Here is a 19,285-nt window from a genome sequence, read left to right as displayed (position 1 = left end):
AACTCCCTGACTGAAAAGGGTGGAAGATCAGCCGTGAAACGCGTTGCGGGGCATGATATTGACCGTCTCATGCAGTTCTGACCACACCAGCACCACGTCGCCGCTTTTCAGCTGGCGCTTTACATCGTTGACCTTTTGCTCAAGCGAGCGTTCCTGTTCACCATAATCGGTGCCTTCGCGTAATACAAAGCTTTCAATCAGATTATCGAGCGTTTCGGGAGCCAGATCCTGCCAGGGAATAATCATGTTGCACCGTCCAGATAAGGGGTTAGCCAGTCAGGAATACGCGTCTCAAGCCACATTTTCGGGCGGCGCAGCGTGCCGCCGATAAACCCGACGTGGCCGCCGTGCTCGGTCAACTGATAGTGAACGTTGTCGGGCAGGAATTCCTGAGCGGGAATCGAGTGATGATCCATAAACGGGTCATCTTTGGCATGAATGATCAGCGTCGGCTGCGTGATCTTGCTGAGCAGCGGCATGGCGCTGCACTGACGATAATAGTCAATCGCATCGGCGAAGCCGTGAATTTTCGCGGTGATCAGATCGTCGAATTCGCGAATGCGGCGCACTTTTTTCAACTGGCGCAGGCTGACCGGGAGGGTGTCCGGGTAGGCCTTCAGTTTACGCGCCGCGTTGGCCTTCAGCAGGTTGAGCAGGTAGCGCTGATAGACGCGGGAAAAGCCTTTATCCATGTGGTAGCTGCACTGCTCCAGCATGAACGGGGCGGAGACGATGACGGCGGCATCCAGCGGGACGCTTTCCCCCTCTTTAGCCAGCAGGCAGGCCAGCATATTGCCGCCCAGCGAGTAGCCTACGGCCGCGGTGGGCACGGTGCCGAAGTTGTCCCGCAGCCAGTGTAAAAACCACGTGCCGTCTTCGGTTTCACCCGAGTGATAGATGCGTTTCTGACGATTCGGTTCGCCGCTGCAGCCGCGAAAATGCATCACCACGCCGAGCCAGCCGCGCGCTTTGGCCGCCTCAATTAACCCGTGCGCATACGGGCTGTGAAGGCTGCCTTCCAGACCGTGAAAAACCACCAGCCGCGGCTTATGGCGAGCCTGATCCGGTGCTTCGCTCCAGGCGAGATCCAGAAAGTCACCGTCTGGCAGGTCTAGCCGCTGCCAGTGTGGGGTGAATTGCACCTTGCGGCGGATCAGTCGCGGCAGCATGGTCTGCAAATGGCGATTGGCGACGCCGCGCATAGGCACGAACTCAGTGCTGTCTTCGGCTGCAATCCCGAAGCCTGATGGAATGATTTGGGTCATAAGCGCGATGCTGATTCTTGTCAGAAATTAACGATACTTTCCGAATTGTACCCCGTTTAGCCTGGTTTTCCGAAACATGAACTGATCCCGATCACAAATATTTACCTTGATTATTACTCTCAGGCTAATGATTCAGCTCTACGCTTAATTGATGCCTTTCTCACCAGAGCGCACACTTTACTCAACGTTAAGCAAATCAAAATGATTAGCTGAATCAGGAGGTTAATAATGTTATCTGGGCAAACACCCACCCGGCAATGGAACACGCGACGCAGCGAAAAAGCGCGTCGTCTGGCCTCCGTACCGGTGCAGGGCAAGGTACTGCCAACCGGCGATCTCGTCGCCATGCTGGAAAAACTGATCGCGCCAGGCGACAAGGTCGTGCTGGAAGGTAACAACCAGAAGCAGGCCGATTTCCTTTCCCGCTCGCTGGCCGAAGTGAACCCGCAGATCGTCCACGACCTGCATATGATCATGCCAAGCGTTGGCCGTAGCGAACATCTGGATATCTTTGAGAAAGGCATCGCCCGCAAGCTGGATTTCTCCTTCTCCGGGACGCAGAGCCTGCGCATCTCCCAACTGCTCGAGGATGGTCAGCTCGAAATCGGCGCGATTCATACCTATATCGAACTCTATTCTCGTCTCTACGTCGACCTGTCGCCCAACGTGGCGCTGATTGCCGGCTTTAAAGCTGACCGCAAAGGCAACCTCTATACCGGGGCGAGCACCGAAGATACCCCGGCGCTGGTGGAAGCCGCCGCGTTCCATGACGGCATCGTCATCGCGCAGGTGAACGAGCTGGTGGATGACGAGTGTGACCTGCCGCGCGTGGATATTCCGGGCTCGTGGATTGACTTCGTGGTGGTTGCCGATAAGCCGTTCTTTATCGAACCGCTGTTTACCCGCGACCCGCGCCTGATTAAACAGGAACACATCCTGATGGCAATGATGGCCATCAAGGGTATTTATGCGGAACACCAGGTGCAGTCCCTGAACCACGGGATCGGCTTTAACACTGCGGCGATCGAGCTGCTGCTGCCTACCTACGGTGAACAGCTCGGGCTCAAAGGCAAAATCTGTAAACACTGGACGCTGAACCCGCATCCAACGCTGATCCCGGCCATCGAAAGCGGCTGGGTCGAGAGCGTGCACTGCTTCGGCGGCGAGCTGGGGATGGAAGAGTACATCCGCGCGCGTCCGGACGTCTTCTTTACCGGTGCCGACGGCTCCATGCGCTCCAACCGCGCGTTCTGCCAGCTGGCAGGTCAGTACGCGGTGGATATGTTCATCGGCTCTACGCTGCAGGTGGACGGCTACGCCAACTCCTCAACCGTGACCCGTGGTCGTCTGTCCGGCTTCGGCGGTGCGCCAAACATGGGTCACGACCCGCACGGTCGTCGCCACGCCACGCCAGCCTGGCTGAACATGATCACCGAACCTGACCCAATGCAGCGCGGCAAAAAACTGGTCGTGCAGATGGTGGAAACCTTCCAGGCGGGCGTGAAGCCGACCTTCGTGGAAAAACTCGATGCCGTTGACGTGGCGAAAGCCTCCGGTATGCCGCTGGCACCGGTGATGATCTACGGCGATGACGTCACCCACGTGCTGACGGAAGAGGGGATTGCCTACCTCTATCGGGCGAAAGATCTGGAAGAGCGTCGCGCCATGGTCGCTGCCGTCGCGGGGATCACCGACATCGGTCTGGGCGTGGATGCCAAACGCGTGGCGGAACTGCGTCAGAGCGGCAAGGTGCTCTATCCGGAAGATATGGGGATTCGCCGCACTGATGCCACCCGCTCTCTGCTGGCGGCAGGCAGCGTGTCTGATCTCGTGGAATGGTCCGGCGGTCTCTATAACCCACCTGCGAAATTCCGGAGCTGGTAATGAAACTTCTCCCCCAGGTTCAGGTTGAAGGCGGTGCCGAATGGCTGGCGCGAACCGCCACGCAGTGTCTGATTGACGAAGCACGTTTAAGCCCGAAACCCGGTCTGGTGGACAGTCGGGGGAACGGCGCGCATCACGATTTATCCCTTGCGCTGATGGAGCGCTCTGCGCACAGCCTGACCTCCACGTTTCAGGCGCTGGCGCTGCAAAGCTGGCAGCGCCCGGCAGATATCGCACTTCGGCAAACCGTCGGGCGACTCGGTCGCGAAGGCGAGCAGCAGATGATGGTCGCAACCGGTGGCGTAAACACCCATCGCGGCGCGATTTGGGCGCTGGGGCTGCTGGTCAGCGCGGTGGCGATGCTCGGCGGTGATGCGAGGGCGCAAGACGTCGCCCGCACTGCCGCGCAGCTGGCGAGACTGCCGGACGACGCGGCGCCGAAGGTGTTCAGTAAAGGCCTGCGCGCCACGCACCGTTACCGCGTGCCGGGCGCGCGTGAAGAGGCGCAGCAGGCGTTCCCGCACGTTATGCAGCGCGCGCTGCCGCAGCTTCGTCTGAGCCGCCTCAACGGCAGCAGCGAAACGCACGCCAGGCTCGACGCGCTGATGGCCATCATGACCTCACTCACCGACACCTGCGTGCTGTCACGTGCCGGAATGGAAGGGCTTGATGCTATGCAGGACGGCGCCCGTGCGGTGCTGAATGCCGGCGGCAGCGCAACGCCTGCGGGCCAGCAGGCGCTGGCGAGGTTAGACCGTCAGATGCTGGCGCTCAACGCCTCACCGGGCGGCGCTGCCGACCTGCTTGCCGCCACGCTGTTTCTCGACCGCGTCGAAACGCCAAATTCAAAGCATTAAGAGGATGTTATGGAAAAAATCACATTGACCGTGCCAGCCAGCCGCACGTTAAGCGGCAGGGCGCTGGCAGGGGTAGTCGGTTCCGGGGATATGGAGGTGCTCTTCACCGCCGAACCGGGTCAGACGTTAACCATTGATATCACCACCTCCGTGGACAACAGCCGGGGGCGCTGGGAGGCGCTGTTCAACCGTCTGCAAACCGTCAGCAGCCTGCCCGCAGGGAAGCTGACCATCCACGACTTCGGCGCGACGCCGGGCGTGGCGCGCATTCGCATCGAACAGGTTTTTGAGGGGGTGAGCCATGCGTGATGACAACAGCTTTATCGAACTGAAAGCGCGCCAGCGCGCGCAGGCCCTGCTCGACGAGGGCAGCTACCGCGAACTGCAGGATCCGTTTGAAGGCATTATTTCTCCGTGGCTTGGGCCACAGGGCATTGTGCCGCAGGCGGACGACGGCATGGTGGTGGCGAAGGGCACCATCAACGGTAAGCCTGCCGTCGTCGTGGCGATTGAAGGCGCGTTCCAGGGCGGCAGCATGGGCGAAGTGTCCGGCGCCAAAATGGCGGCGGCGCTGGAGCTGGCGGCGGAAGATAACCGCAACGGCATTCCGACTCAGGCGGTGCTGTGCCTCGAAACCGGCGGCGTGCGTCTGCAGGAGGCGAACCTCGGCCTGGCGGCGATTGCCGATATTCACGCGGCGATTGTGGACCTGCGTCGCTACACGCCGGTTATTGGCATTGTGGCCGGAACCGTGGGCTGCTTCGGCGGGATGTCCATCGCGGCGGCGCTGTGCAGCTACCTGATCGTGACCCGCGAAGCGCGTCTTGGCCTCAACGGCCCGCAGGTTATCGAACAGGAAGCGGGTATTGAGGAGTACGACTCCCGCGATCGTCCGTTTATCTGGAGCATGACCGGCGGTGAAGTGCGCTATCAAAGCGGGCTGGTGGATGCCCTGGTGGGTGATGGCATCAACGCGGTGAAAGCCGCGATGAACGAGGCGATCGCCAAAGGCGTGCCGGCAAAACATCGCACCGATAACTACGACGATTACCTGAACCGTCTGACGAATTTCGACACCCGCAAACAGGCTGATGCCGAACAAATTAACGCGCTTTTTGCCCGGGAGGTGAAATGATGAGTAACGCAATAAGCCGTGGCGAACGCTGGCTGGACATCCTCGCCCCGAACGCCAAACGTATCGAGGGGCTATGCCCGTCCGTCCAGGCGGCAGACGGTGAGCTAAACGGCGAGGCGGTACGTTTTGTTGCCGTGGTGCCGGATGCCAACAACCACTTCCCGCGCGCGGCGAAAGGGGAAGTCGGTCTGCTGGAAGGCTGGACCCTGGCGAAAGTGGTCAGTGAAACCGTCGCGGCGGATGCCGATAAAGCCGTGAAGCGCCCGATTGTGGCGGTGATCGACGTCCCAAGCCAGGCCTATGGCCGACGCGAAGAGGCGTTTGGGATTCATCAGGCGCTGGCCGGTGCGGCAGCAGCCTATGCGAATGCCCGCCTGGCCGGTCACCCGGTGATTGGGCTTATCGTCGGCAAGGCGATGTCCGGCGCGTTCCTGGCGCACGGCTACCAGGCCAACCGCCTGATCGCCTTTAACGATAAAGGCGTGCTGATCCACGCGATGGGCAAAGAGTCTGCGGCGCGCATCACGCTGCGTACCGTCGAGGCGCTGGAAAAACTGGCGGCGACCATTCCGCCCATGGCGTACGACATCAGCAACTACGCCACGCTGGGGCTGCTCTCTAACCTGCTGGATATCAGCAACCCGGATGCCCCCTCCGATAACGATCTGACGCTGGTGAAATCCACCCTGCAACAGGCCATCAGTGACGCTCGTCAGGACACCACGTTGAAAAACCGTCTGGGTGCTGACAATCGCCGCAGCTCGGCGCTCGTACGCGAACGTATGCGAGCCAGCTGGTAAGTAAAAAGAGACCTGCCAGATGCATCAACCCGTGGGCGCGTGACAGCGCCCACGCGGGAACCTGCATCCTGAAAATAATAATCATCGCGCCAGTGCTAAAACTTTTTTACTACAGGTGATTTATGACTTACGTAATTGTTCATGCTCTTGCACCGATTTTCGTCATCATGCTGCTGGGATTCTGGGCCGGCAAGGCAAAGATGGTCGATAACAAAAATGTTTCCCTGCTTAATATCTTCGTAATGGATTTTGCACTGCCTGCCGCGCTGTTCAGTGCCACCGTGCAAACCCCGTGGACCGGCATCGTTGCCCAGTCGCCGCTGATCCTGGTGCTGACGCTGGCGATGTGGATCACCTATGCGGTCATCTACTTCCTTGCCACCGGCGTCTTTAAGAAATCGCCACAGGATGCGGCCGTGCTGACGCTCACCGTCGCGCTGCCCAACTATGCAGCGCTGGGTCTGCCGATTCTGGGCAGCGTGCTGGGCGAAGGCTCCTCTACGTCGCTCTCCGTCGCGGTCTCCATCGCCTGCGGTTCGGTGCTGATGACCCCGTTCTGCCTGCTCATTCTGGAGCGTGAAAAAGCGCGCGCTGAGGGCAATAGCTCCGGCTCAACGCTCTCAATGCTGCCGGTGCTGATGTGGCGCTCCATTAAAAAACCGATCGTGATGGGCCCGCTGCTGGGCGTGATTTTGTCCGCCATTGGCATCAAAATGCCGGAGCTGGTGCTGGCGGCGATCAAACCGCTGGGACTGTCCGCGACCGCTGCGGCGCTGTTCCTGACCGGGGTGATCCTCTCTGCCCGTAAGCTGCAGATTAATACCATGGTCATCACCTCCACGATCGCTAAGCTGCTGATTCAGCCAGCCATTGCCTGGGGTATCGTCTTACTCTTCGGTCTGCACGGCTCCGTGGCGATCACCGCTATCCTGATGATTGCGCTGTCTGCGGGCTTCTTCGGCGTTGTGTTCGGTAACCGCTTTGGCGTGCAGTCGCCGGATGCAGAAGCCGTGCTGCTGTTAAGCTCCGTCCTGTGTATCCTGTCGCTGCCGCTGTTTATCTCGCTGACTTCAGGAATGTAACCATGACTACCCCATTACGCCCGCACGACCTTATCTGGCTTACTGCCCGCGATGCGCTGGAAGGCATCACTGAATCCTGGGTGGAGGCCGCCTGGCATACCGGCCTGCCGGTGGTGGTGCGGCGTGATGTGGATAGCGAAGGCCGGATCCCCGTTGGCGTACGCGGTTTACGTCGCGACCAGCGGGCGGCCGGATGGGTGAAGCCCGAAAACGTGTTACGCGTGGTTTCACCGGAAGACCTGAGCGTTGCGGCCGAACTGCTGCGCTCGCCCTTTGTGACTCAGCCACCCGTTCAGGTGGCGCTTCAGCTTTCTCAGCAGGCGTGGCCGTGGACATGGGGCATTACCGGCAGTACCGGCTACGCGCTGGCGACCGGTATCCCGGTGATCCATGCCGACAGCGATCTCGATCTGCTTATCCGCGCTCCACTGCCAATCTCACCGGACGCCCTGACGACGTGGCAGTCCCGGTTAAGCCGTGCGCTGTGTCGTGCCGATACGCAGGTGGATACGCCCGAGGGCGGTTTCGCGCTGGCGGAGTGGCTGCGTGACGGCAAAACGCTGCTGAAAACCCGCCGTGGACCGCGCCTGGTGGCGGATCCGTGGCGCAGGGAGGAGTGATGAAAATAGTGTTTACCTTTCCGGGGCAGGGCACGCAGCACGAAGGCATGCTGCAAAACCTGCCGGGAACGGAACTGGCTCAGGCGCGTGAGGTGCTTGGCACCGAAGTGGATACGCTGGATAGCGCAGACGCGTTAAGCCATACCCGCGCGGTTCAGCTTTGCCTGCTAATTGCAGGCGTGGCCTGGGCGCGCGAGCTGGAACGGCGCGGCGTGGCGCCGGATATCGTCAGCGGGCTGTCCATCGGCGCTTATCCGGCGGCGGTCATCGCAGGCGCGCTGGACTTCACGGATGCGCTGAAGCTGGTGGCGCTGCGTGGCGATCTGATGGAGCAGGCGTATCCGCACGGCTACGGCCTGACGGCAATTATGGGGCTCACTCTGCCGCAGGTGGAAGACCTTATCCAGGGCACCGGGACCTACATTGCCAACCTGAATGCCGAAACGCAGATCGTGATTGCCGGAACCGATGAAGGGATGGCGGAGGCGGCGTCGCGCGCGCTGGCGAAAGGGGCGAGCAAGGCCAAACGGCTGGCGATCAGCGTGCCGTCGCATTGCGAACTGCTGACAGCACCCGCGCAAAAGCTGGCAACGGCGTTCGAATCGGTCACGCTTTCACGCCCACGCTGCGCCTACCTGAGTGGCAGCACCGGGCGCGTGCTGTGGCAGCCGGAAAAGATCGCCGACGATCTGGCGATGAACATGGCGCGCACGGTGCGCTGGCAGGAGGCGATGATTTCAGCGAATGAACGCGAAGCCCGGCTGGCGATCGAGATGCCCCCCGGCGGCGTACTGACCTGCCTGACGCGTCAGGCACCGTGGGAAGGAGAGACCATTTCGCTGGAGCGCAGCGGGGTGGACGTGGCAGTACATCTGGCTAAGCGACTCCGTGCGTGATGGTTTAGCCCGGTGGCGGCTGCGCCTTACCGGGCCTACAACTGCACGAACGTAGGCCGGGTAAGACGCGACGCGTCGTCACCCGGCACGACCTCAGGCTCCGTCCTGCAAACTGCGGGCATACATCCGCCCTTCGGCGGCCAGCGCCCGCAGGCTTGGATCCTGCTCGCGGTTGCGGGCAAAGACGATGGCGATCAGCTGTTGCATCTGGTATGGCTCGGCAAGCTTCAGGAGCTGCACGGAATTCTCATAGACCTTTTTCATCCTGCCCGGCATCAGCGTAAAGCCCACTCCCGCCTGCACCAGACTGAGCATGGAGAAAATGTCATTCACACGGGTAACAATCTCCGGCTCGAACCCGGCGATATGAAACGCCTCCTGGAAGCCTGCATAGGTGGCGAACCCTTCCGCAAGAGAGACAAATTTCCGATCTTTATAGTCGCGCAGATCGGCCGGGCCGCGGGTATTGAGCGTCGCGGAGGCCGGTGCGGCAAGGAAAATATCGTCGTGGAACAGGGGGAGCACTTCGAGGCTGTTACGGTCGATATCGCTCTCGGAAATGGAGATAAGAATGGCGTCCAGCGAGCCTTCATCCAGCATGTGCAGCAGGGTTTCGTTGGAGCCCATCGTCAGATCCATTTCCAGATCCGGACGGCGCAGCTTCATGCCCATAATCAGGCGCGGCACGGTTTCCAGGGTGAGCGAGTAGAGCGTGCCCACGCGCAGCCGCCCCTGGCCGATCCCGGCAATTTTGCGCGACGCTTCCAGCCCGCGCTCCATCACCTGCATCACTTCCTGACAATATTCCAGCAAGGTCCAGGCGGAAGGGAGAGCAATCAGGTTGCGCCCCTTGTGGGTAAAGAGCGGGCAGCGCACGTTCTCTTCCAGCGTGTGCAGCGCACGGTGAACGCTGACGCCGCTCAGGCCCAGAGTTTCGGCGGTACGCGCGATATTCCCCTTCTCCATAAACGTCATGAAGATGCTGAGTTTGCGGAATGTAATCTCGCTCGTGTTATCGAAACTCATAGCCCTCCCGGTGGATCAGTCAGCCTGCAGCATCGCTTCCAGCTGTTCCTGCGCGTCCAGCCACGCCATCTCGCACTCTTCGAGGCTGGATTTGGTCTTCGCCTGCGTTTGCAGGCAGTCCGTCAGTTCGGCTTTACGGCTCTGGTCATACAGACCGCTGTCACCGAGCTTCTCTTCAACAGCGGCAAGCGTGGCGTTGAGCTTTTCCATCTCTTTTTCGAGACGGGCAATCTCTTTACGCAGCGGCTGCGTCTGAGTGCGCAGCTCCGCTTCACGGCGCTTCTGGTCTTTACGTGCCTGCGCGCTGTTGGCGTTGTCTTTCGCCGACTCCTCCGGCTGGTTCTCCTGCTTCTGCACGTCCGTCAGCCACTGCTGGTAGTCTTCCAGATCGCCGTCGAACGGTTCGACTTTGCCATCGTGCACTAAGTAGAGATCGTCCGTGGTGGAACGGATCAGGTGACGGTCGTGCGAAACCACCACCAGTGCGCCTTCGAACTCAATCAGCGCTTCGGTCAGCGCCTGACGCATATCGAGATCCAGGTGGTTGGTCGGTTCATCGAGCAGCAGCAGGTTCGGGCGCTGCCAGACGATCAGCGCCAGCACCAGACGGGCTTTTTCACCGCCCGAGAAACGCTCGGTGTTTTCGGTGACCTTATCGCCCTGGAAGCCGAAGCCGCCGAGGTAGTCGCGCAGCTTCTGCTCCATCTCCTGCGGCGCCAGACGCGCGAGGTGCTGAATCGGGGATTCATCCGCGCGTAAAAATTCCAGCTGATGCTGGGCGAAGTAACCCAGCTTGATGCCCTTCGCCAGGCCGATTTCACCCTTGACCGGGTTAAGCTCGCCCGCCAGCAGTTTGATCAGCGTCGATTTACCGGCACCGTTGCGTCCCAGCAGACCAATACGTGAACCCGGCACCAGGTTGAGCTTGATGGAGTCGAGAATAATGCGGTCGGCATAGCCCGCGCTGACTTTTTCCATTTTCAGCAGCGGATTTGGCAGGCTTTCCGGGGCGCGGAAGCTGAAGTGGAACGGATTGTCGACGTGCGCCGGGGCGATCATCTCCATGCGCTCCAGCATCTTGATGCGGCTCTGGGCCTGCTTTGCTTTTGACGCTTTGGCCTTGAAGCGATCCACAAAGCTCTGCAGGTGCGCCACGCGCTGCTGCTGGCTTTCGTACATGGACTGCTGCTGGGCAAGACGCGTCGCGCGCTGGCGCTCGAAGGAGCTGTAGTTGCCGGTGTACTCGAACATCGTTTGCTGTTCGATATGAATGATTTTATCCACCACCGGGTCGAGGAAGTCTCGGTCGTGGGAGATCAGAATCAGAGTGCCCTGATAGCTCTTGAGCCACTTCTCCAGCCAAATAACTGCATCGAGATCGAGGTGGTTAGTCGGTTCATCGAGCAGCAGCAGGTCAGAGCGGCAGATCAGCGCCTGCGCCAGGTTGAGGCGCATGCGCCAGCCACCGGAGAAGTCGCTGACCGGGCGTTCCAGCTGTTCATTGCTGAAGCCCAGGCCGTGAAGCAGGCTGGAGGCGCGGGAGCGAATGGTCCACGCGTCAATGGCGTCCAGCTTGCCGTGAACGGTGGCGATGGCGTGACCGTCGTTGCGCTCGTTAGCGGCGTTAAGTTCCGCCTCGAGCTTACGGTATTCCCGGTCGCCGTCGATAACATAGTCGAGTGCCGGTTCGCTCAGGGCTGGCGTCTCCTGGTTCACCCAGGCGAGCTGCCAGTTCCCCGGGAAGGTGAAGTTACCGCCATCCGCGCTAATCTCGTTTTTCAGCAACGCCAGCAGCGTGGATTTACCACAGCCGTTTTTGCCGACCAGACCCACTTTTTGGCCTGGGTTGATGGTAGCAGTGGCGTTATCCAGCAGGACGCGCACGCCGCGACGAATTTGTAACGAGGAGAAAACAATCATAGAAGCGCCGTATGTTCCGACTATGTTAATTTGTCATTATGATAATGTAAGGTGTGGGCCATTTTCCGCACCGGGCCGCCATGGTAGCCCAAAACAACAACGATACACAAAAACAGAAACAAGACCGGGAGGGGAATGATGTCTCAGACAGCAAAAGTGCTGCTGCTGTATGCCCATCCGGAATCTCAGGACTCGGTGGCAAACCGGGTGCTGCTTAAGCCGGCCACACAGCTCAGTAACGTGACGGTGCACGATCTCTACGCGCACTATCCTGATTTCTTTATTGATATTCCTTACGAGCAGGAACTGCTGCGTCAGCATGACGTGATTGTGTTCCAGCATCCGCTTTATACCTACAGCTGTCCGGCGCTGCTCAAAGAGTGGCTGGACCGCGTGCTGAGCCGGGGCTTCTCCAGCGGGGTAGGGGGCAACCAGCTGGCGGGAAAGTACTGGCGTAGCGTGATTACGACCGGTGAACCCGAAAGCGCTTACCGCCACGACGGGCTGAACCGCTATCCGATGAGCGACATTCTGCGGCCTTTCGAGCTGACGGCGGCGATGTGCCGTATGCACTGGATGAGCCCGATTATTGTCTACTGGGCCCGACGTCAGGATCCGAAAGAACTGGCCAGCCACGCCAGAGCCTATGGTGAATGGCTGGCGTCACCGATTCCGGCAGGAGGTCGTTAATGGAAGGATCGAATTTGCTCCTCGCCGGGGTGCTGTTTTTATTTGCGGCCGTCGTCGCGGTGCCGCTTGCTGCGCGTATTGGTATCGGTGCAGTACTGGGGTATCTGCTGGCGGGGATCGCGATTGGCCCCTGGGGACTGGGATTCATCAGCGATGTAGATGAAATTCTTCACTTCTCCGAACTGGGCGTGGTGTTCCTGATGTTCATCATCGGCCTTGAGCTCAACCCTTCTAAATTGTGGCAGCTCCGACGCTCCATCTTTGGCGTGGGTGCCGCGCAGGTGGTGTTCAGCGCCGCGATTCTGGGTGGCCTGTTAATGCTGACGAATTTCTCCTGGCAGGCGGCGGTGATAGGCGGGATAGGCCTTGCGATGTCGTCGACGGCGATGGCCCTGCAGCTAATGCGCGACAAGGGGATGAACCGCAACGAAGCCGGTCAACTGGGTTTTTCGGTGCTGCTGTTCCAGGATTTGGCGGTCATCCCGGCGCTGGCGCTGGTGCCGCTGCTGGCGGGCTCCGGCGACGACCACTTCGACTGGGCGAAAATCGCGATGAAGGTGCTGGCCTTCGCGGGGATGCTGATTGGCGGACGTTTCCTGTTACGTCCGGTGTTCCGCTTTATTGCCGCATCCGGCGTGCGCGAGGTGTTTACCGCCGCGACGCTGCTGTTGGTGCTGGGGTCGGCATTGTTTATGGATGCGCTGGGGCTGTCGATGGCGCTCGGGACCTTTATCGCCGGGGTGCTGCTGGCGGAAAGTGAATACCGGCACGAGCTGGAAATTGCCATCGATCCCTTTAAAGGGCTGCTGTTAGGCCTGTTCTTTATTTCGGTGGGGATGGCGCTCAACCTTGGCGTGCTCTATACACATCTGCTGTGGGTTGTGGTGAGCGTGGCCATCCTGGTGGCGGTGAAAACGCTGGTGCTGTACGTCATGGCGCGCATTTACGGCTTGCGCAGTTCGGAACGCATGCAGTTTGCGAGCGTGTTGAGTCAGGGAGGCGAGTTCGCGTTTGTGCTGTTCTCTACCGCCTCCTCCCAGAAGCTGTTTAAAGACGATCAGATGGCGCTTTTGCTGGTGACGGTCACGCTGTCAATGATGACCACGCCGCTGTTGATGAAGCTGGTGGATAAACTGCTGTCGCGCCGCCTGAACCCGACAGACGATGAAGACGAAGCGCCGTGGGTGGAGGATGATAAGCCCCAGGTGATCGTGGTGGGCTTTGGCCGCTTTGGACAGGTGATCGGGCGTTTGCTGATGGCGAACAAAATGCGCATTACGGTGCTGGAGCGGGATATCAGCGCGGTCAACCTGATGCGCAAATACGGCTACAAGGTTTACTACGGCGATGCGACCCAGCTCGAGCTACTGCGCTCGGCGGGGGCAGAGGCGGCAGAGTCCATCGTCATTACCTGTAACGACCCGGAAGACACGATGAAGCTGGTGGATCTCTGCCAGCAGCATTTCCCGCATCTGCATATTCTGGCGCGTGCGCGGGGACGTGTTGAAGCTCACGAATTATTGCAGGCGGGTGTGAAACACTTCTCCCGTGAGACGTTCTCCAGTGCGCTGGAGCTGGGGCGCAAGGCGCTGATCTCGCTTGGCATGCATCCGCATCAGGCGCAGCGTGCCCAGATGCACTTCCGCCGGCTGGATATGCGGATGCTGCGCGAGCTGATGCCGGTACATACCGATACGGCGCAGATCTCCCGCGTGCGGGAAGCGCGTCGCGAGCTGGAGGAGATCTTCCAGCGTGAGATGCAGCAGGAACGACGCCAGCTCGATGGCTGGGATGAATTTGAATAAAGGGTAACGAAAAATGGTTGTACGTAAACGCTTTATCGCGGGTGCAAAATGCCCGACCTGCCAGGCACAAGATACCCTGGCGATGTGGCGGGAAAATAATATTGATGTTGTTGAGTGTGTTAAGTGCGGTCACCAGATGCGTGAGGCCGACAAAGAGGCCCGCGATCACGTTCGCAAAGAAGAGCAAGTTATCGGGATTTTTCATCCGGACTAGCGATATGCCCTGAGTTTTTTTAAGCTAAAGGGTACACAGGTGCAGATTTCCGCTACAATCTGCGCCAGCAATTTTCCCACGCTCAGGAGATATCATGAAAGTAGCAAAAGACCTGGTGGTCAGCCTGGCCTATCAGGTACGTACAGAAGACGGTGTGTTGGTTGATGAGTCTCCGGTGAGTGCGCCGCTTGACTACCTGCATGGTCACGGTTCCCTGATTTCCGGCCTGGAAAACGCGCTGGAAGGTCATGAAGTTGGCGACAAATTTGACGTTGCTGTAGGCGCGAACGACGCTTACGGTCAGTATGACGACAACCTGGTTCAGCGCGTTCCTAAAGACGTGTTCATGGGCGTTGACGAACTGCAGGTTGGCATGCGCTTCCTGGCAGAAACCGACCAGGGCCCGGTTCCGGTTGAAATCACCGAAGTGGAAGACGACCACGTCGTGGTTGACGGCAACCATATGCTGGCTGGCCAGAACCTGAAGTTCAACGTAGAAGTTGTTGCGATCCGTGAAGCGACCGAAGAAGAGCTGGCTCATGGCCACGTTCACGGTGCGCACGGTCACGACCATGACCACGATCACGGCCACGATGGCTGCTGCGGTGGTCACGGCCACGACCATGGTCATGACCACGGCCACGGTAAAGGTGGTTGCGGTAACGGCGGTTGCGGCTGCCACTAATTCCGTCATGCGGAAAATAAAAAAGCGGGATAATCCCGCTTTTTTTACGCCTCAATAATGAGGAGGTGGCGTCTCTTCCGACTGAGAGGCAATGTTCGACGGCTGCGTAGCCTTCAGCTTTTCCGTCAGCAGGCGCATATGATCCCGCAGTTTCGCCATTTCGAGCTCATGTGCGGTCACGGTCTGGTTTAGCTCTTCGATGGTGATGTCCTGAAAAGCCAGGCGGCTTTCCAGCTCAGCCATTCTCGCTTCTATCGTTGTATCCTTCATCATTCACCTCGTTTATTTCAGATTCGCCATAATGGCCCAGCGGCGGCGCAGTTTAACTGAGTTTATCCTTAAGTACAGTTCGCATCCCTCTGGCAAGAAACTTATTTAAACAAAAATAGTCTGAAAAGTGGCGAGAATTGGACGTGTCTGTCTGTAGATTTCTTCTGCAACGTTTTATAGTACGTCACTCATTTACGTTTAACGCTGGGGTGAGAGTCCCCAGGCCCTGGAGATATGGATGAAATCACTGTTTAAAGTAACGCTGCTGGCGACGACGATGGCTGTTGCGCTGAACGCGCCGCTGTCATTCGCTGCTGATACTGCTGCGAAGCCTGCTGCCACTGCAGACAGCAAAGCGGCGTTCAAAAATGACGACCAGAAATCCGCCTACGCACTGGGCGCATCTCTGGGTCGTTACATGGAAAACTCTCTGAAAGAACAAGAGAAACTGGGCATCAAACTGGATAAAGCTCAGCTTATCGCGGGCGTTCAGGACGCATTTGCCGATAAGAGCAAGCTGTCTGACCAGGAAATTGAACAGACTCTGCAGGCGTTCGAAGCGCGTGTGAAGGGCGCCGCGCAGACCAAGATGGACGCGGACGCTAAAGACAACGAAGCGAAAGGCAAAGCCTACCGCGATGCCTTTGCTAAAGAGAAGGGTGTGAAAACCTCTTCGACTGGCCTGGTGTACAAAGTTGAGAAAGAAGGCACCGGCGATGCGCCTAAAGACAGCGATACGGTTGTTGTGAACTACAAAGGTACGCTGATCGACGGTAAAGAGTTTGATAACTCTTACACCCGTGGTGAGCCACTCTCCTTCCGTCTGGATGGTGTGATCCCTGGCTGGACTGAAGGCCTGAAAAACATCAAGAAAGGCGGCAAGATCAAGATGGTTATTCCACCGGATCTGGCCTATGGCAAAACCGGCGTTCCAGGTATCCCTGCCAACTCTACCCTGGTCTTTGACGTAGAGCTGCTGGACATCAAACCGGCACCGAAAGCGGATGCCAAGGCAGACGCACCGGCTGACGATAAAGCCGCTGCCGCTAAGAAGTAATGCTGAAAAAAAACCGCCGCCTTTAAGGCGGCGGTTTTTTATTGTGGGGCAGGTATAATTAACACTGGAAAGCGTTAGGCACGCTGTATTAATTTAGTTGTCCGTGTAGATAATGAGCCTGCCCTGAAAACCTAACGACAGGCTCCTGAAAAGGAGTGTTTTTTTCATGTCCAGGTCGCTTTTAACCAACGAAACCAGTGAACTTGATTTACTGGATCAACGTCCTTTCGATCAGACCGACTTCGATATTCTGAAATCCTATGAAGCGGTAGTGGACGGGTTAGCGATGCTCATTGGCTCCCACTGCGAAATCGTCTTGCACTCCCTGCAAGATCTGAAGTGTTCCGCCATCCGCATTGCGAATGGTGAGCATACTGGCCGTAAAATTGGTTCGCCAATTACCGACCTTGCATTGCGTATGTTGCATGACATGACCGGCGCGGACAGCAGCGTCTCCAAATGCTATTTCACCCGCGCCAAAAGCGGCGTGCTGATGAAGTCAGAAACCATCGCGATTCGAAACCGCGAGCATCGCGTGATTGGGCTGCTGTGCATCAACATGAACCTTGATGTGCCATTCTCGCAGATCATGAGCACCTTTATTCCACCCGAAACGCCGGATGTTGGCTCTTCTGTTAACTTTGCCTCTTCCGTCGAAGATCTTGTGACGCAGACGCTGGAGTTCACCATTGAAGAGGTGAATGCTGACCGCAACGTCTCGAACAACGCCAAGAATCGTCAGATCGTGCTCAATCTCTATGAAAAAGGGATTTTTGATATTAAAGACGCCATCAACCAGGTGGCCGATCGTCTGAACATCTCCAAGCACACGGTCTATCTCTATATTCGCCAGTTCAAAAGCGGTGATTTCCTGGGACAAGACAAGTAATGCGTTTTGCGTTAATGGTGACCGGCCCGGCGTACGGGACTCAGCAGGCCAGCAGCGCGCTGCAGTTTGCGCATGCGCTGCTGGCAGCCGGACATGAGCTGGCGAGCGTCTTCTTCTATCGGGAAGGGGTGTATAACGCGAACCAGTTTACGTCACCGGCGAGCGATGAGTTTGACGTGGTGCGCGGCTGGCAGGCACTAAACGAAAAGCAGGGCGTAGAACTGCATATCTGCGTCGCGGCGGCACTGCGCCGCGGCGTGACAGATGCAACCGAAGCCGCGCGTCTTGGTCTATCGGGTTCTAACCTGCAGCCCGGTTTTTCGTTAAGTGGCCTGGGCGCGCTGGCACAGGCGGCGTTAACCTGCGACAGAGTGGTGCAATTCTGATGAAGCGCGTGGCATTTGTGTTTACGTCTGCGCCGCACGGTAGCGCTTCAGGCCGAGAAGGGCTGGATGCGTTACTTGCGACGTCCGCGCTGACCGAAGATATCGGCGTCTTCTTTTTGGGGGACGGGGTGTTTCAGCTTCTGGCGGATCAGCAGCCACAGGCCATTCTGGCGCGGGATTACATCGCGACCTTCAAAGTGCTGCCGCTGTACGACATTGAAACCCTGTATGTCTGCGCCGATTCGCTGGCCGCTCGCGGTTTGGATGAGAAGACGCCTTTCGTGCTGGATGTGACCGTCGTGTCTTCTGCGGCATTGCGCGAACACCTTTCCCACTACGACACCGTTCTGACTTTCTGAGGCTGCCATGCTCCATACTCTGAGCCATTCACCATGGCAATGTGACATCGACGCGTTACTGAGTATGCTGCGCGACGGTGATGATCTGCTGCTGATTCAGGACGGCGTGCTTGCCGCACTTGAAGGCAGTCGTTTCGTTGAAATTCTCACGAATGCCCCCATAACAGTCTCTGCGCTGAAAGACGATCTGGATGCGCGGGGTCTTTCTGGTCAAATTTCAGCCAAAATTGACGTGGTTGGCTATACTGATTTCGTCAATCTTACTGTGACGCACGCCAGTCAAATGAACTGGTGATTTGAGATCGCTGTATATTTCTTGACACCTTTTCGACGTAGCCCTAAAATTTCGCGTCCTCATATTGTATGAGGTCGTTTTATTACGTGTTTACGAAGCAAAAGCTAAAACCAGGAGCTATTTAATGGCAACAGTTAACCAGCTGGTACGCAAACCACGTGCACGCAAAGTTGCGAAAAGCAACGTGCCTGCGCTGGAAGCCTGCCCGCAGAAACGTGGCGTATGTACTCGTGTATATACCACCACTCCTAAAAAACCAAACTCCGCACTGCGTAAAGTATGCCGTGTGCGTTTGACTAACGGTTTCGAAGTGACTTCCTACATCGGTGGTGAAGGTCACAACCTGCAGGAGCACTCCGTGATCCTGATCCGTGGCGGTCGTGTTAAAGACCTTCCGGGTGTTCGTTACCACACCGTTCGTGGTGCGCTGGACTGCTCAGGTGTTAAAGACCGTAAGCAGGCTCGCTCCAAGTACGGCGTGAAGCGTCCTAAGGCTTAATGGTTCTCCGTTAAGTAAGGCCAAACTGATTTATCTTAATGTCACACTAAACTCTTTGAGTTTTGGACAATCCTGAATTAACAACGGAGTATTCCCATGCCACGTCGTCGCGTCATTGGTCAGCGTAAAATTCTTCCAGATCCGAAATTCGGATCAGAACTGCTGGCAAAATTTGTCAACATCCTGATGGTAGATGGTAAAAAATCTACTGCAGAAGCAATCGTATACAGCGCGCTTGAGACCCTGGCTCAGCGTTCTGGTAAAAATGAACTGGAAGCTTTCGAAGTCGCTCTCGACAACGTTCGCCCAACTGTAGAAGTTAAGTCCCGCCGCGTTGGTGGTTCTACTTATCAGGTTCCAGTTGAAGTTCGTCCGGTTCGTCGTAATGCCCTGGCAATGCGTTGGATCGTTGAAGCTGCTCGTAAACGCGGTGATAAATCCATGGCTCTGCGTCTGGCGAACGAACTTTCTGATGCTGCAGACAACAAAGGTACTGCAGTTAAGAAACGTGAAGACGTTCACCGTATGGCAGAAGCCAACAAGGCGTTCGCACACTACCGTTGGTAATCCCTTCGGAGTCTTAGTCACCAGGCGGGCGCTTCAGAGAAGCCGCCCGCTCTGGGTAACTTAACTGAACGCCTAAAGATATAA

24 protein-coding genes are annotated in these 19,285 nt (G+C 57.8%); 19 read left to right on the top strand and 5 right to left on the bottom strand.

What is annotated here, in order from left to right; all coding sequences use genetic code 11:
- Positions 1–27 precede the first annotated feature (27 nt).
- Complete coding sequence (locus V1572_RS01035) at positions 28–246, bottom strand: YheU family protein (protein WP_008503016.1); 219 nt, start codon at positions 244–246, stop codon at positions 28–30.
- Positions 243–1,265, bottom strand: a complete 1,023-nt coding sequence (locus V1572_RS01030; RefSeq protein WP_048027667.1) for a hydrolase — start codon at positions 1,263–1,265, stop codon at positions 243–245. The genes V1572_RS01035 and V1572_RS01030 overlap by 4 nt, the downstream gene beginning before the upstream one ends.
- Before the next feature lie 228 nt (positions 1,266–1,493).
- Here V1572_RS01030 and mdcA point away from each other — a divergent pair, with 228 nt between their 5' ends.
- The 8 genes from mdcA to mdcH all read left to right on the top strand — a co-directional run bounded on the left by mdcA (position 1,494) and on the right by mdcH (position 8,539).
- Complete coding sequence (mdcA, locus tag V1572_RS01025) at positions 1,494–3,149, top strand: malonate decarboxylase subunit alpha (protein ID WP_021242210.1); 1,656 nt, start codon at positions 1,494–1,496, stop codon at positions 3,147–3,149.
- Positions 3,149–4,006 (top strand): triphosphoribosyl-dephospho-CoA synthase, encoded by an 858-nt coding sequence (locus V1572_RS01020; protein ID WP_395299631.1) that lies wholly within the window; start codon positions 3,149–3,151, stop codon positions 4,004–4,006. The genes mdcA and V1572_RS01020 overlap by 1 nt, the downstream gene beginning before the upstream one ends.
- Before the next feature lie 9 nt (positions 4,007–4,015).
- Positions 4,016–4,315 (top strand): malonate decarboxylase acyl carrier protein, encoded by a 300-nt coding sequence (mdcC, locus tag V1572_RS01015; protein ID WP_023294711.1) that lies wholly within the window; start codon positions 4,016–4,018, stop codon positions 4,313–4,315.
- On the top strand, positions 4,308–5,141 hold the full coding sequence (locus tag V1572_RS01010; protein WP_395299630.1) for a biotin-independent malonate decarboxylase subunit beta: 834 nt from the start codon (positions 4,308–4,310) through the stop codon (positions 5,139–5,141). The genes mdcC and V1572_RS01010 overlap by 8 nt, the downstream gene beginning before the upstream one ends.
- On the top strand, positions 5,141–5,941 hold the full coding sequence (gene mdcE, locus V1572_RS01005; RefSeq protein ID WP_126534908.1) for a biotin-independent malonate decarboxylase subunit gamma: 801 nt from the start codon (positions 5,141–5,143) through the stop codon (positions 5,939–5,941). Before V1572_RS01010 ends, mdcE begins: the two co-directional genes overlap by 1 nt.
- Positions 5,942–6,063: 122 nt before the next feature.
- Positions 6,064–7,023: an AEC family transporter gene (locus tag V1572_RS01000; RefSeq protein ID WP_063622731.1), complete on the top strand. Its 960-nt coding sequence runs from the start codon at positions 6,064–6,066 to the stop codon at positions 7,021–7,023.
- Positions 7,024–7,025: 2 nt separating this feature from the next.
- Positions 7,026–7,643, top strand: coding sequence for a malonate decarboxylase holo-ACP synthase (locus V1572_RS00995; protein ID WP_069720580.1), 618 nt, complete (start codon positions 7,026–7,028; stop codon positions 7,641–7,643).
- Positions 7,643–8,539 carry a malonate decarboxylase subunit epsilon gene (gene mdcH / locus V1572_RS00990; RefSeq protein WP_196353015.1) on the top strand — a complete coding sequence of 299 codons (897 nt, stop codon included), beginning with the start codon at positions 7,643–7,645 and terminating at the stop codon, positions 8,537–8,539. The genes V1572_RS00995 and mdcH overlap by 1 nt, the downstream gene beginning before the upstream one ends.
- 93 nt (positions 8,540–8,632) lie before the next feature.
- On the opposite strand, the gene V1572_RS00985 is transcribed toward mdcH, so the two are convergent.
- Both V1572_RS00985 and V1572_RS00980 read right to left on the bottom strand, forming a co-directional pair.
- Positions 8,633–9,565, bottom strand: coding sequence for a LysR family transcriptional regulator (locus V1572_RS00985; RefSeq protein WP_045909314.1), 933 nt, complete (start codon positions 9,563–9,565; stop codon positions 8,633–8,635).
- Between the two features lie 15 nt (positions 9,566–9,580).
- A complete protein-coding gene (locus tag V1572_RS00980) occupies positions 9,581–11,485 on the bottom strand; it encodes an ABC transporter ATP-binding protein (protein ID WP_136195929.1) in 1,905 nt (634 codons plus the stop codon).
- Positions 11,486–11,620: 135 nt separating this feature from the next.
- Here V1572_RS00980 and kefG point away from each other — a divergent pair, with 135 nt between their 5' ends.
- The 4 genes from kefG to slyD all read left to right on the top strand — a co-directional run bounded on the left by kefG (position 11,621) and on the right by slyD (position 14,879).
- Positions 11,621–12,175, top strand: a complete 555-nt coding sequence (kefG, locus tag V1572_RS00975) for a glutathione-regulated potassium-efflux system ancillary protein KefG (RefSeq protein ID WP_021242220.1) — start codon at positions 11,621–11,623, stop codon at positions 12,173–12,175.
- Positions 12,175–13,980, top strand: coding sequence for a glutathione-regulated potassium-efflux system protein KefB (kefB, locus tag V1572_RS00970; RefSeq protein ID WP_045909312.1), 1,806 nt, complete (start codon positions 12,175–12,177; stop codon positions 13,978–13,980). The genes kefG and kefB overlap by 1 nt, the downstream gene beginning before the upstream one ends.
- Before the next feature lie 13 nt (positions 13,981–13,993).
- Complete coding sequence (locus V1572_RS00965) at positions 13,994–14,194, top strand: YheV family putative zinc ribbon protein (protein ID WP_395299629.1); 201 nt, start codon at positions 13,994–13,996, stop codon at positions 14,192–14,194.
- A 94-nt stretch (positions 14,195–14,288) separates the two neighbouring features.
- A complete protein-coding gene (gene slyD / locus V1572_RS00960) occupies positions 14,289–14,879 on the top strand; it encodes a peptidylprolyl isomerase (RefSeq protein ID WP_008503010.1) in 591 nt (196 codons plus the stop codon).
- 51 nt (positions 14,880–14,930) lie between these two features.
- On the opposite strand, the gene V1572_RS00955 is transcribed toward slyD, so the two are convergent.
- Positions 14,931–15,149 (bottom strand): protein SlyX, encoded by a 219-nt coding sequence (locus V1572_RS00955; RefSeq protein WP_008503009.1) that lies wholly within the window; start codon positions 15,147–15,149, stop codon positions 14,931–14,933.
- Between the two features lie 238 nt (positions 15,150–15,387).
- Here V1572_RS00955 and fkpA point away from each other — a divergent pair, with 238 nt between their 5' ends.
- From fkpA to rpsG, 7 genes are all read left to right on the top strand, one after another.
- Positions 15,388–16,206, top strand: coding sequence for an FKBP-type peptidyl-prolyl cis-trans isomerase (gene fkpA / locus V1572_RS00950; RefSeq protein ID WP_008503008.1), 819 nt, complete (start codon positions 15,388–15,390; stop codon positions 16,204–16,206).
- Positions 16,207–16,372: 166 nt separating this feature from the next.
- Positions 16,373–17,095, top strand: coding sequence for a transcriptional regulator (locus tag V1572_RS00945; protein WP_003861697.1), 723 nt, complete (start codon positions 16,373–16,375; stop codon positions 17,093–17,095).
- Positions 17,095–17,481: a sulfurtransferase complex subunit TusD gene (tusD, locus tag V1572_RS00940; RefSeq protein WP_023294706.1), complete on the top strand. Its 387-nt coding sequence runs from the start codon at positions 17,095–17,097 to the stop codon at positions 17,479–17,481. Before V1572_RS00945 ends, tusD begins: the two co-directional genes overlap by 1 nt.
- The gene (gene tusC / locus V1572_RS00935) at positions 17,481–17,840 is read left to right on the top strand and encodes a sulfurtransferase complex subunit TusC (RefSeq protein ID WP_063622727.1); all 360 of its coding nucleotides are present in this window, start codon (positions 17,481–17,483) and stop codon (positions 17,838–17,840) included. The genes tusD and tusC overlap by 1 nt, the downstream gene beginning before the upstream one ends.
- Positions 17,841–17,847: 7 nt before the next feature.
- Positions 17,848–18,135: a sulfurtransferase complex subunit TusB gene (gene tusB / locus V1572_RS00930; RefSeq protein WP_045909310.1), complete on the top strand. Its 288-nt coding sequence runs from the start codon at positions 17,848–17,850 to the stop codon at positions 18,133–18,135.
- Positions 18,136–18,259: 124 nt separating this feature from the next.
- Positions 18,260–18,634: a 30S ribosomal protein S12 gene (gene rpsL / locus V1572_RS00925; RefSeq protein WP_000246815.1), complete on the top strand. Its 375-nt coding sequence runs from the start codon at positions 18,260–18,262 to the stop codon at positions 18,632–18,634.
- A gap of 96 nt (positions 18,635–18,730) precedes the next feature.
- Complete coding sequence (gene rpsG, locus V1572_RS00920; RefSeq protein ID WP_004106370.1) at positions 18,731–19,201, top strand: 30S ribosomal protein S7; 471 nt, start codon at positions 18,731–18,733, stop codon at positions 19,199–19,201.
- Positions 19,202–19,285: the final 84 nt, after the last annotated feature.

It is taken from the genome of Enterobacter quasiroggenkampii (assembly GCF_043972695.1).
GTDB classification, from domain to species: Bacteria; Pseudomonadota; Gammaproteobacteria; order Enterobacterales; family Enterobacteriaceae; genus Enterobacter; species Enterobacter quasiroggenkampii.
This window is presented reverse-complemented; position numbering and strand designations above follow the sequence as displayed.

Excerpts from the sequence above, each read along its gene's own strand:
- V1572_RS01035 (WP_008503016.1), bottom strand. The coding sequence starts at position 246 with ATGATTATTCCCTGGCAGGATCTGGCTCCCGAAACGCTCGATAATCTG.
- V1572_RS01030 (WP_048027667.1), bottom strand. The coding sequence starts at position 1,265 with ATGACCCAAATCATTCCATCAGGCTTCGGGATTGCAGCCGAAGACAGC.
- mdcA (WP_021242210.1), top strand. The coding sequence starts at position 1,494 with ATGTTATCTGGGCAAACACCCACCCGGCAATGGAACACGCGACGCAGC.
- V1572_RS01020 (WP_395299631.1), top strand. The coding sequence starts at position 3,149 with ATGAAACTTCTCCCCCAGGTTCAGGTTGAAGGCGGTGCCGAATGGCTG.
- mdcC (WP_023294711.1), top strand. The coding sequence starts at position 4,016 with ATGGAAAAAATCACATTGACCGTGCCAGCCAGCCGCACGTTAAGCGGC.
- V1572_RS01010 (WP_395299630.1), top strand. The coding sequence starts at position 4,308 with ATGCGTGATGACAACAGCTTTATCGAACTGAAAGCGCGCCAGCGCGCG.
- mdcE (WP_126534908.1), top strand. The coding sequence starts at position 5,141 with ATGAGTAACGCAATAAGCCGTGGCGAACGCTGGCTGGACATCCTCGCC.
- V1572_RS01000 (WP_063622731.1), top strand. The coding sequence starts at position 6,064 with ATGACTTACGTAATTGTTCATGCTCTTGCACCGATTTTCGTCATCATG.
- V1572_RS00995 (WP_069720580.1), top strand. The coding sequence starts at position 7,026 with ATGACTACCCCATTACGCCCGCACGACCTTATCTGGCTTACTGCCCGC.
- mdcH (WP_196353015.1), top strand. The coding sequence starts at position 7,643 with ATGAAAATAGTGTTTACCTTTCCGGGGCAGGGCACGCAGCACGAAGGC.
- V1572_RS00985 (WP_045909314.1), bottom strand. The coding sequence starts at position 9,565 with ATGAGTTTCGATAACACGAGCGAGATTACATTCCGCAAACTCAGCATC.
- V1572_RS00980 (WP_136195929.1), bottom strand. The coding sequence starts at position 11,485 with ATGATTGTTTTCTCCTCGTTACAAATTCGTCGCGGCGTGCGCGTCCTG.
- kefG (WP_021242220.1), top strand. The coding sequence starts at position 11,621 with ATGATGTCTCAGACAGCAAAAGTGCTGCTGCTGTATGCCCATCCGGAA.
- kefB (WP_045909312.1), top strand. The coding sequence starts at position 12,175 with ATGGAAGGATCGAATTTGCTCCTCGCCGGGGTGCTGTTTTTATTTGCG.
- V1572_RS00965 (WP_395299629.1), top strand. The coding sequence starts at position 13,994 with ATGGTTGTACGTAAACGCTTTATCGCGGGTGCAAAATGCCCGACCTGC.
- slyD (WP_008503010.1), top strand. The coding sequence starts at position 14,289 with ATGAAAGTAGCAAAAGACCTGGTGGTCAGCCTGGCCTATCAGGTACGT.
- V1572_RS00955 (WP_008503009.1), bottom strand. The coding sequence starts at position 15,149 with ATGAAGGATACAACGATAGAAGCGAGAATGGCTGAGCTGGAAAGCCGC.
- fkpA (WP_008503008.1), top strand. The coding sequence starts at position 15,388 with ATGAAATCACTGTTTAAAGTAACGCTGCTGGCGACGACGATGGCTGTT.
- V1572_RS00945 (WP_003861697.1), top strand. The coding sequence starts at position 16,373 with ATGTCCAGGTCGCTTTTAACCAACGAAACCAGTGAACTTGATTTACTG.
- tusD (WP_023294706.1), top strand. The coding sequence starts at position 17,095 with ATGCGTTTTGCGTTAATGGTGACCGGCCCGGCGTACGGGACTCAGCAG.
- tusC (WP_063622727.1), top strand. The coding sequence starts at position 17,481 with ATGAAGCGCGTGGCATTTGTGTTTACGTCTGCGCCGCACGGTAGCGCT.
- tusB (WP_045909310.1), top strand. The coding sequence starts at position 17,848 with ATGCTCCATACTCTGAGCCATTCACCATGGCAATGTGACATCGACGCG.
- rpsL (WP_000246815.1), top strand. The coding sequence starts at position 18,260 with ATGGCAACAGTTAACCAGCTGGTACGCAAACCACGTGCACGCAAAGTT.
- rpsG (WP_004106370.1), top strand. The coding sequence starts at position 18,731 with ATGCCACGTCGTCGCGTCATTGGTCAGCGTAAAATTCTTCCAGATCCG.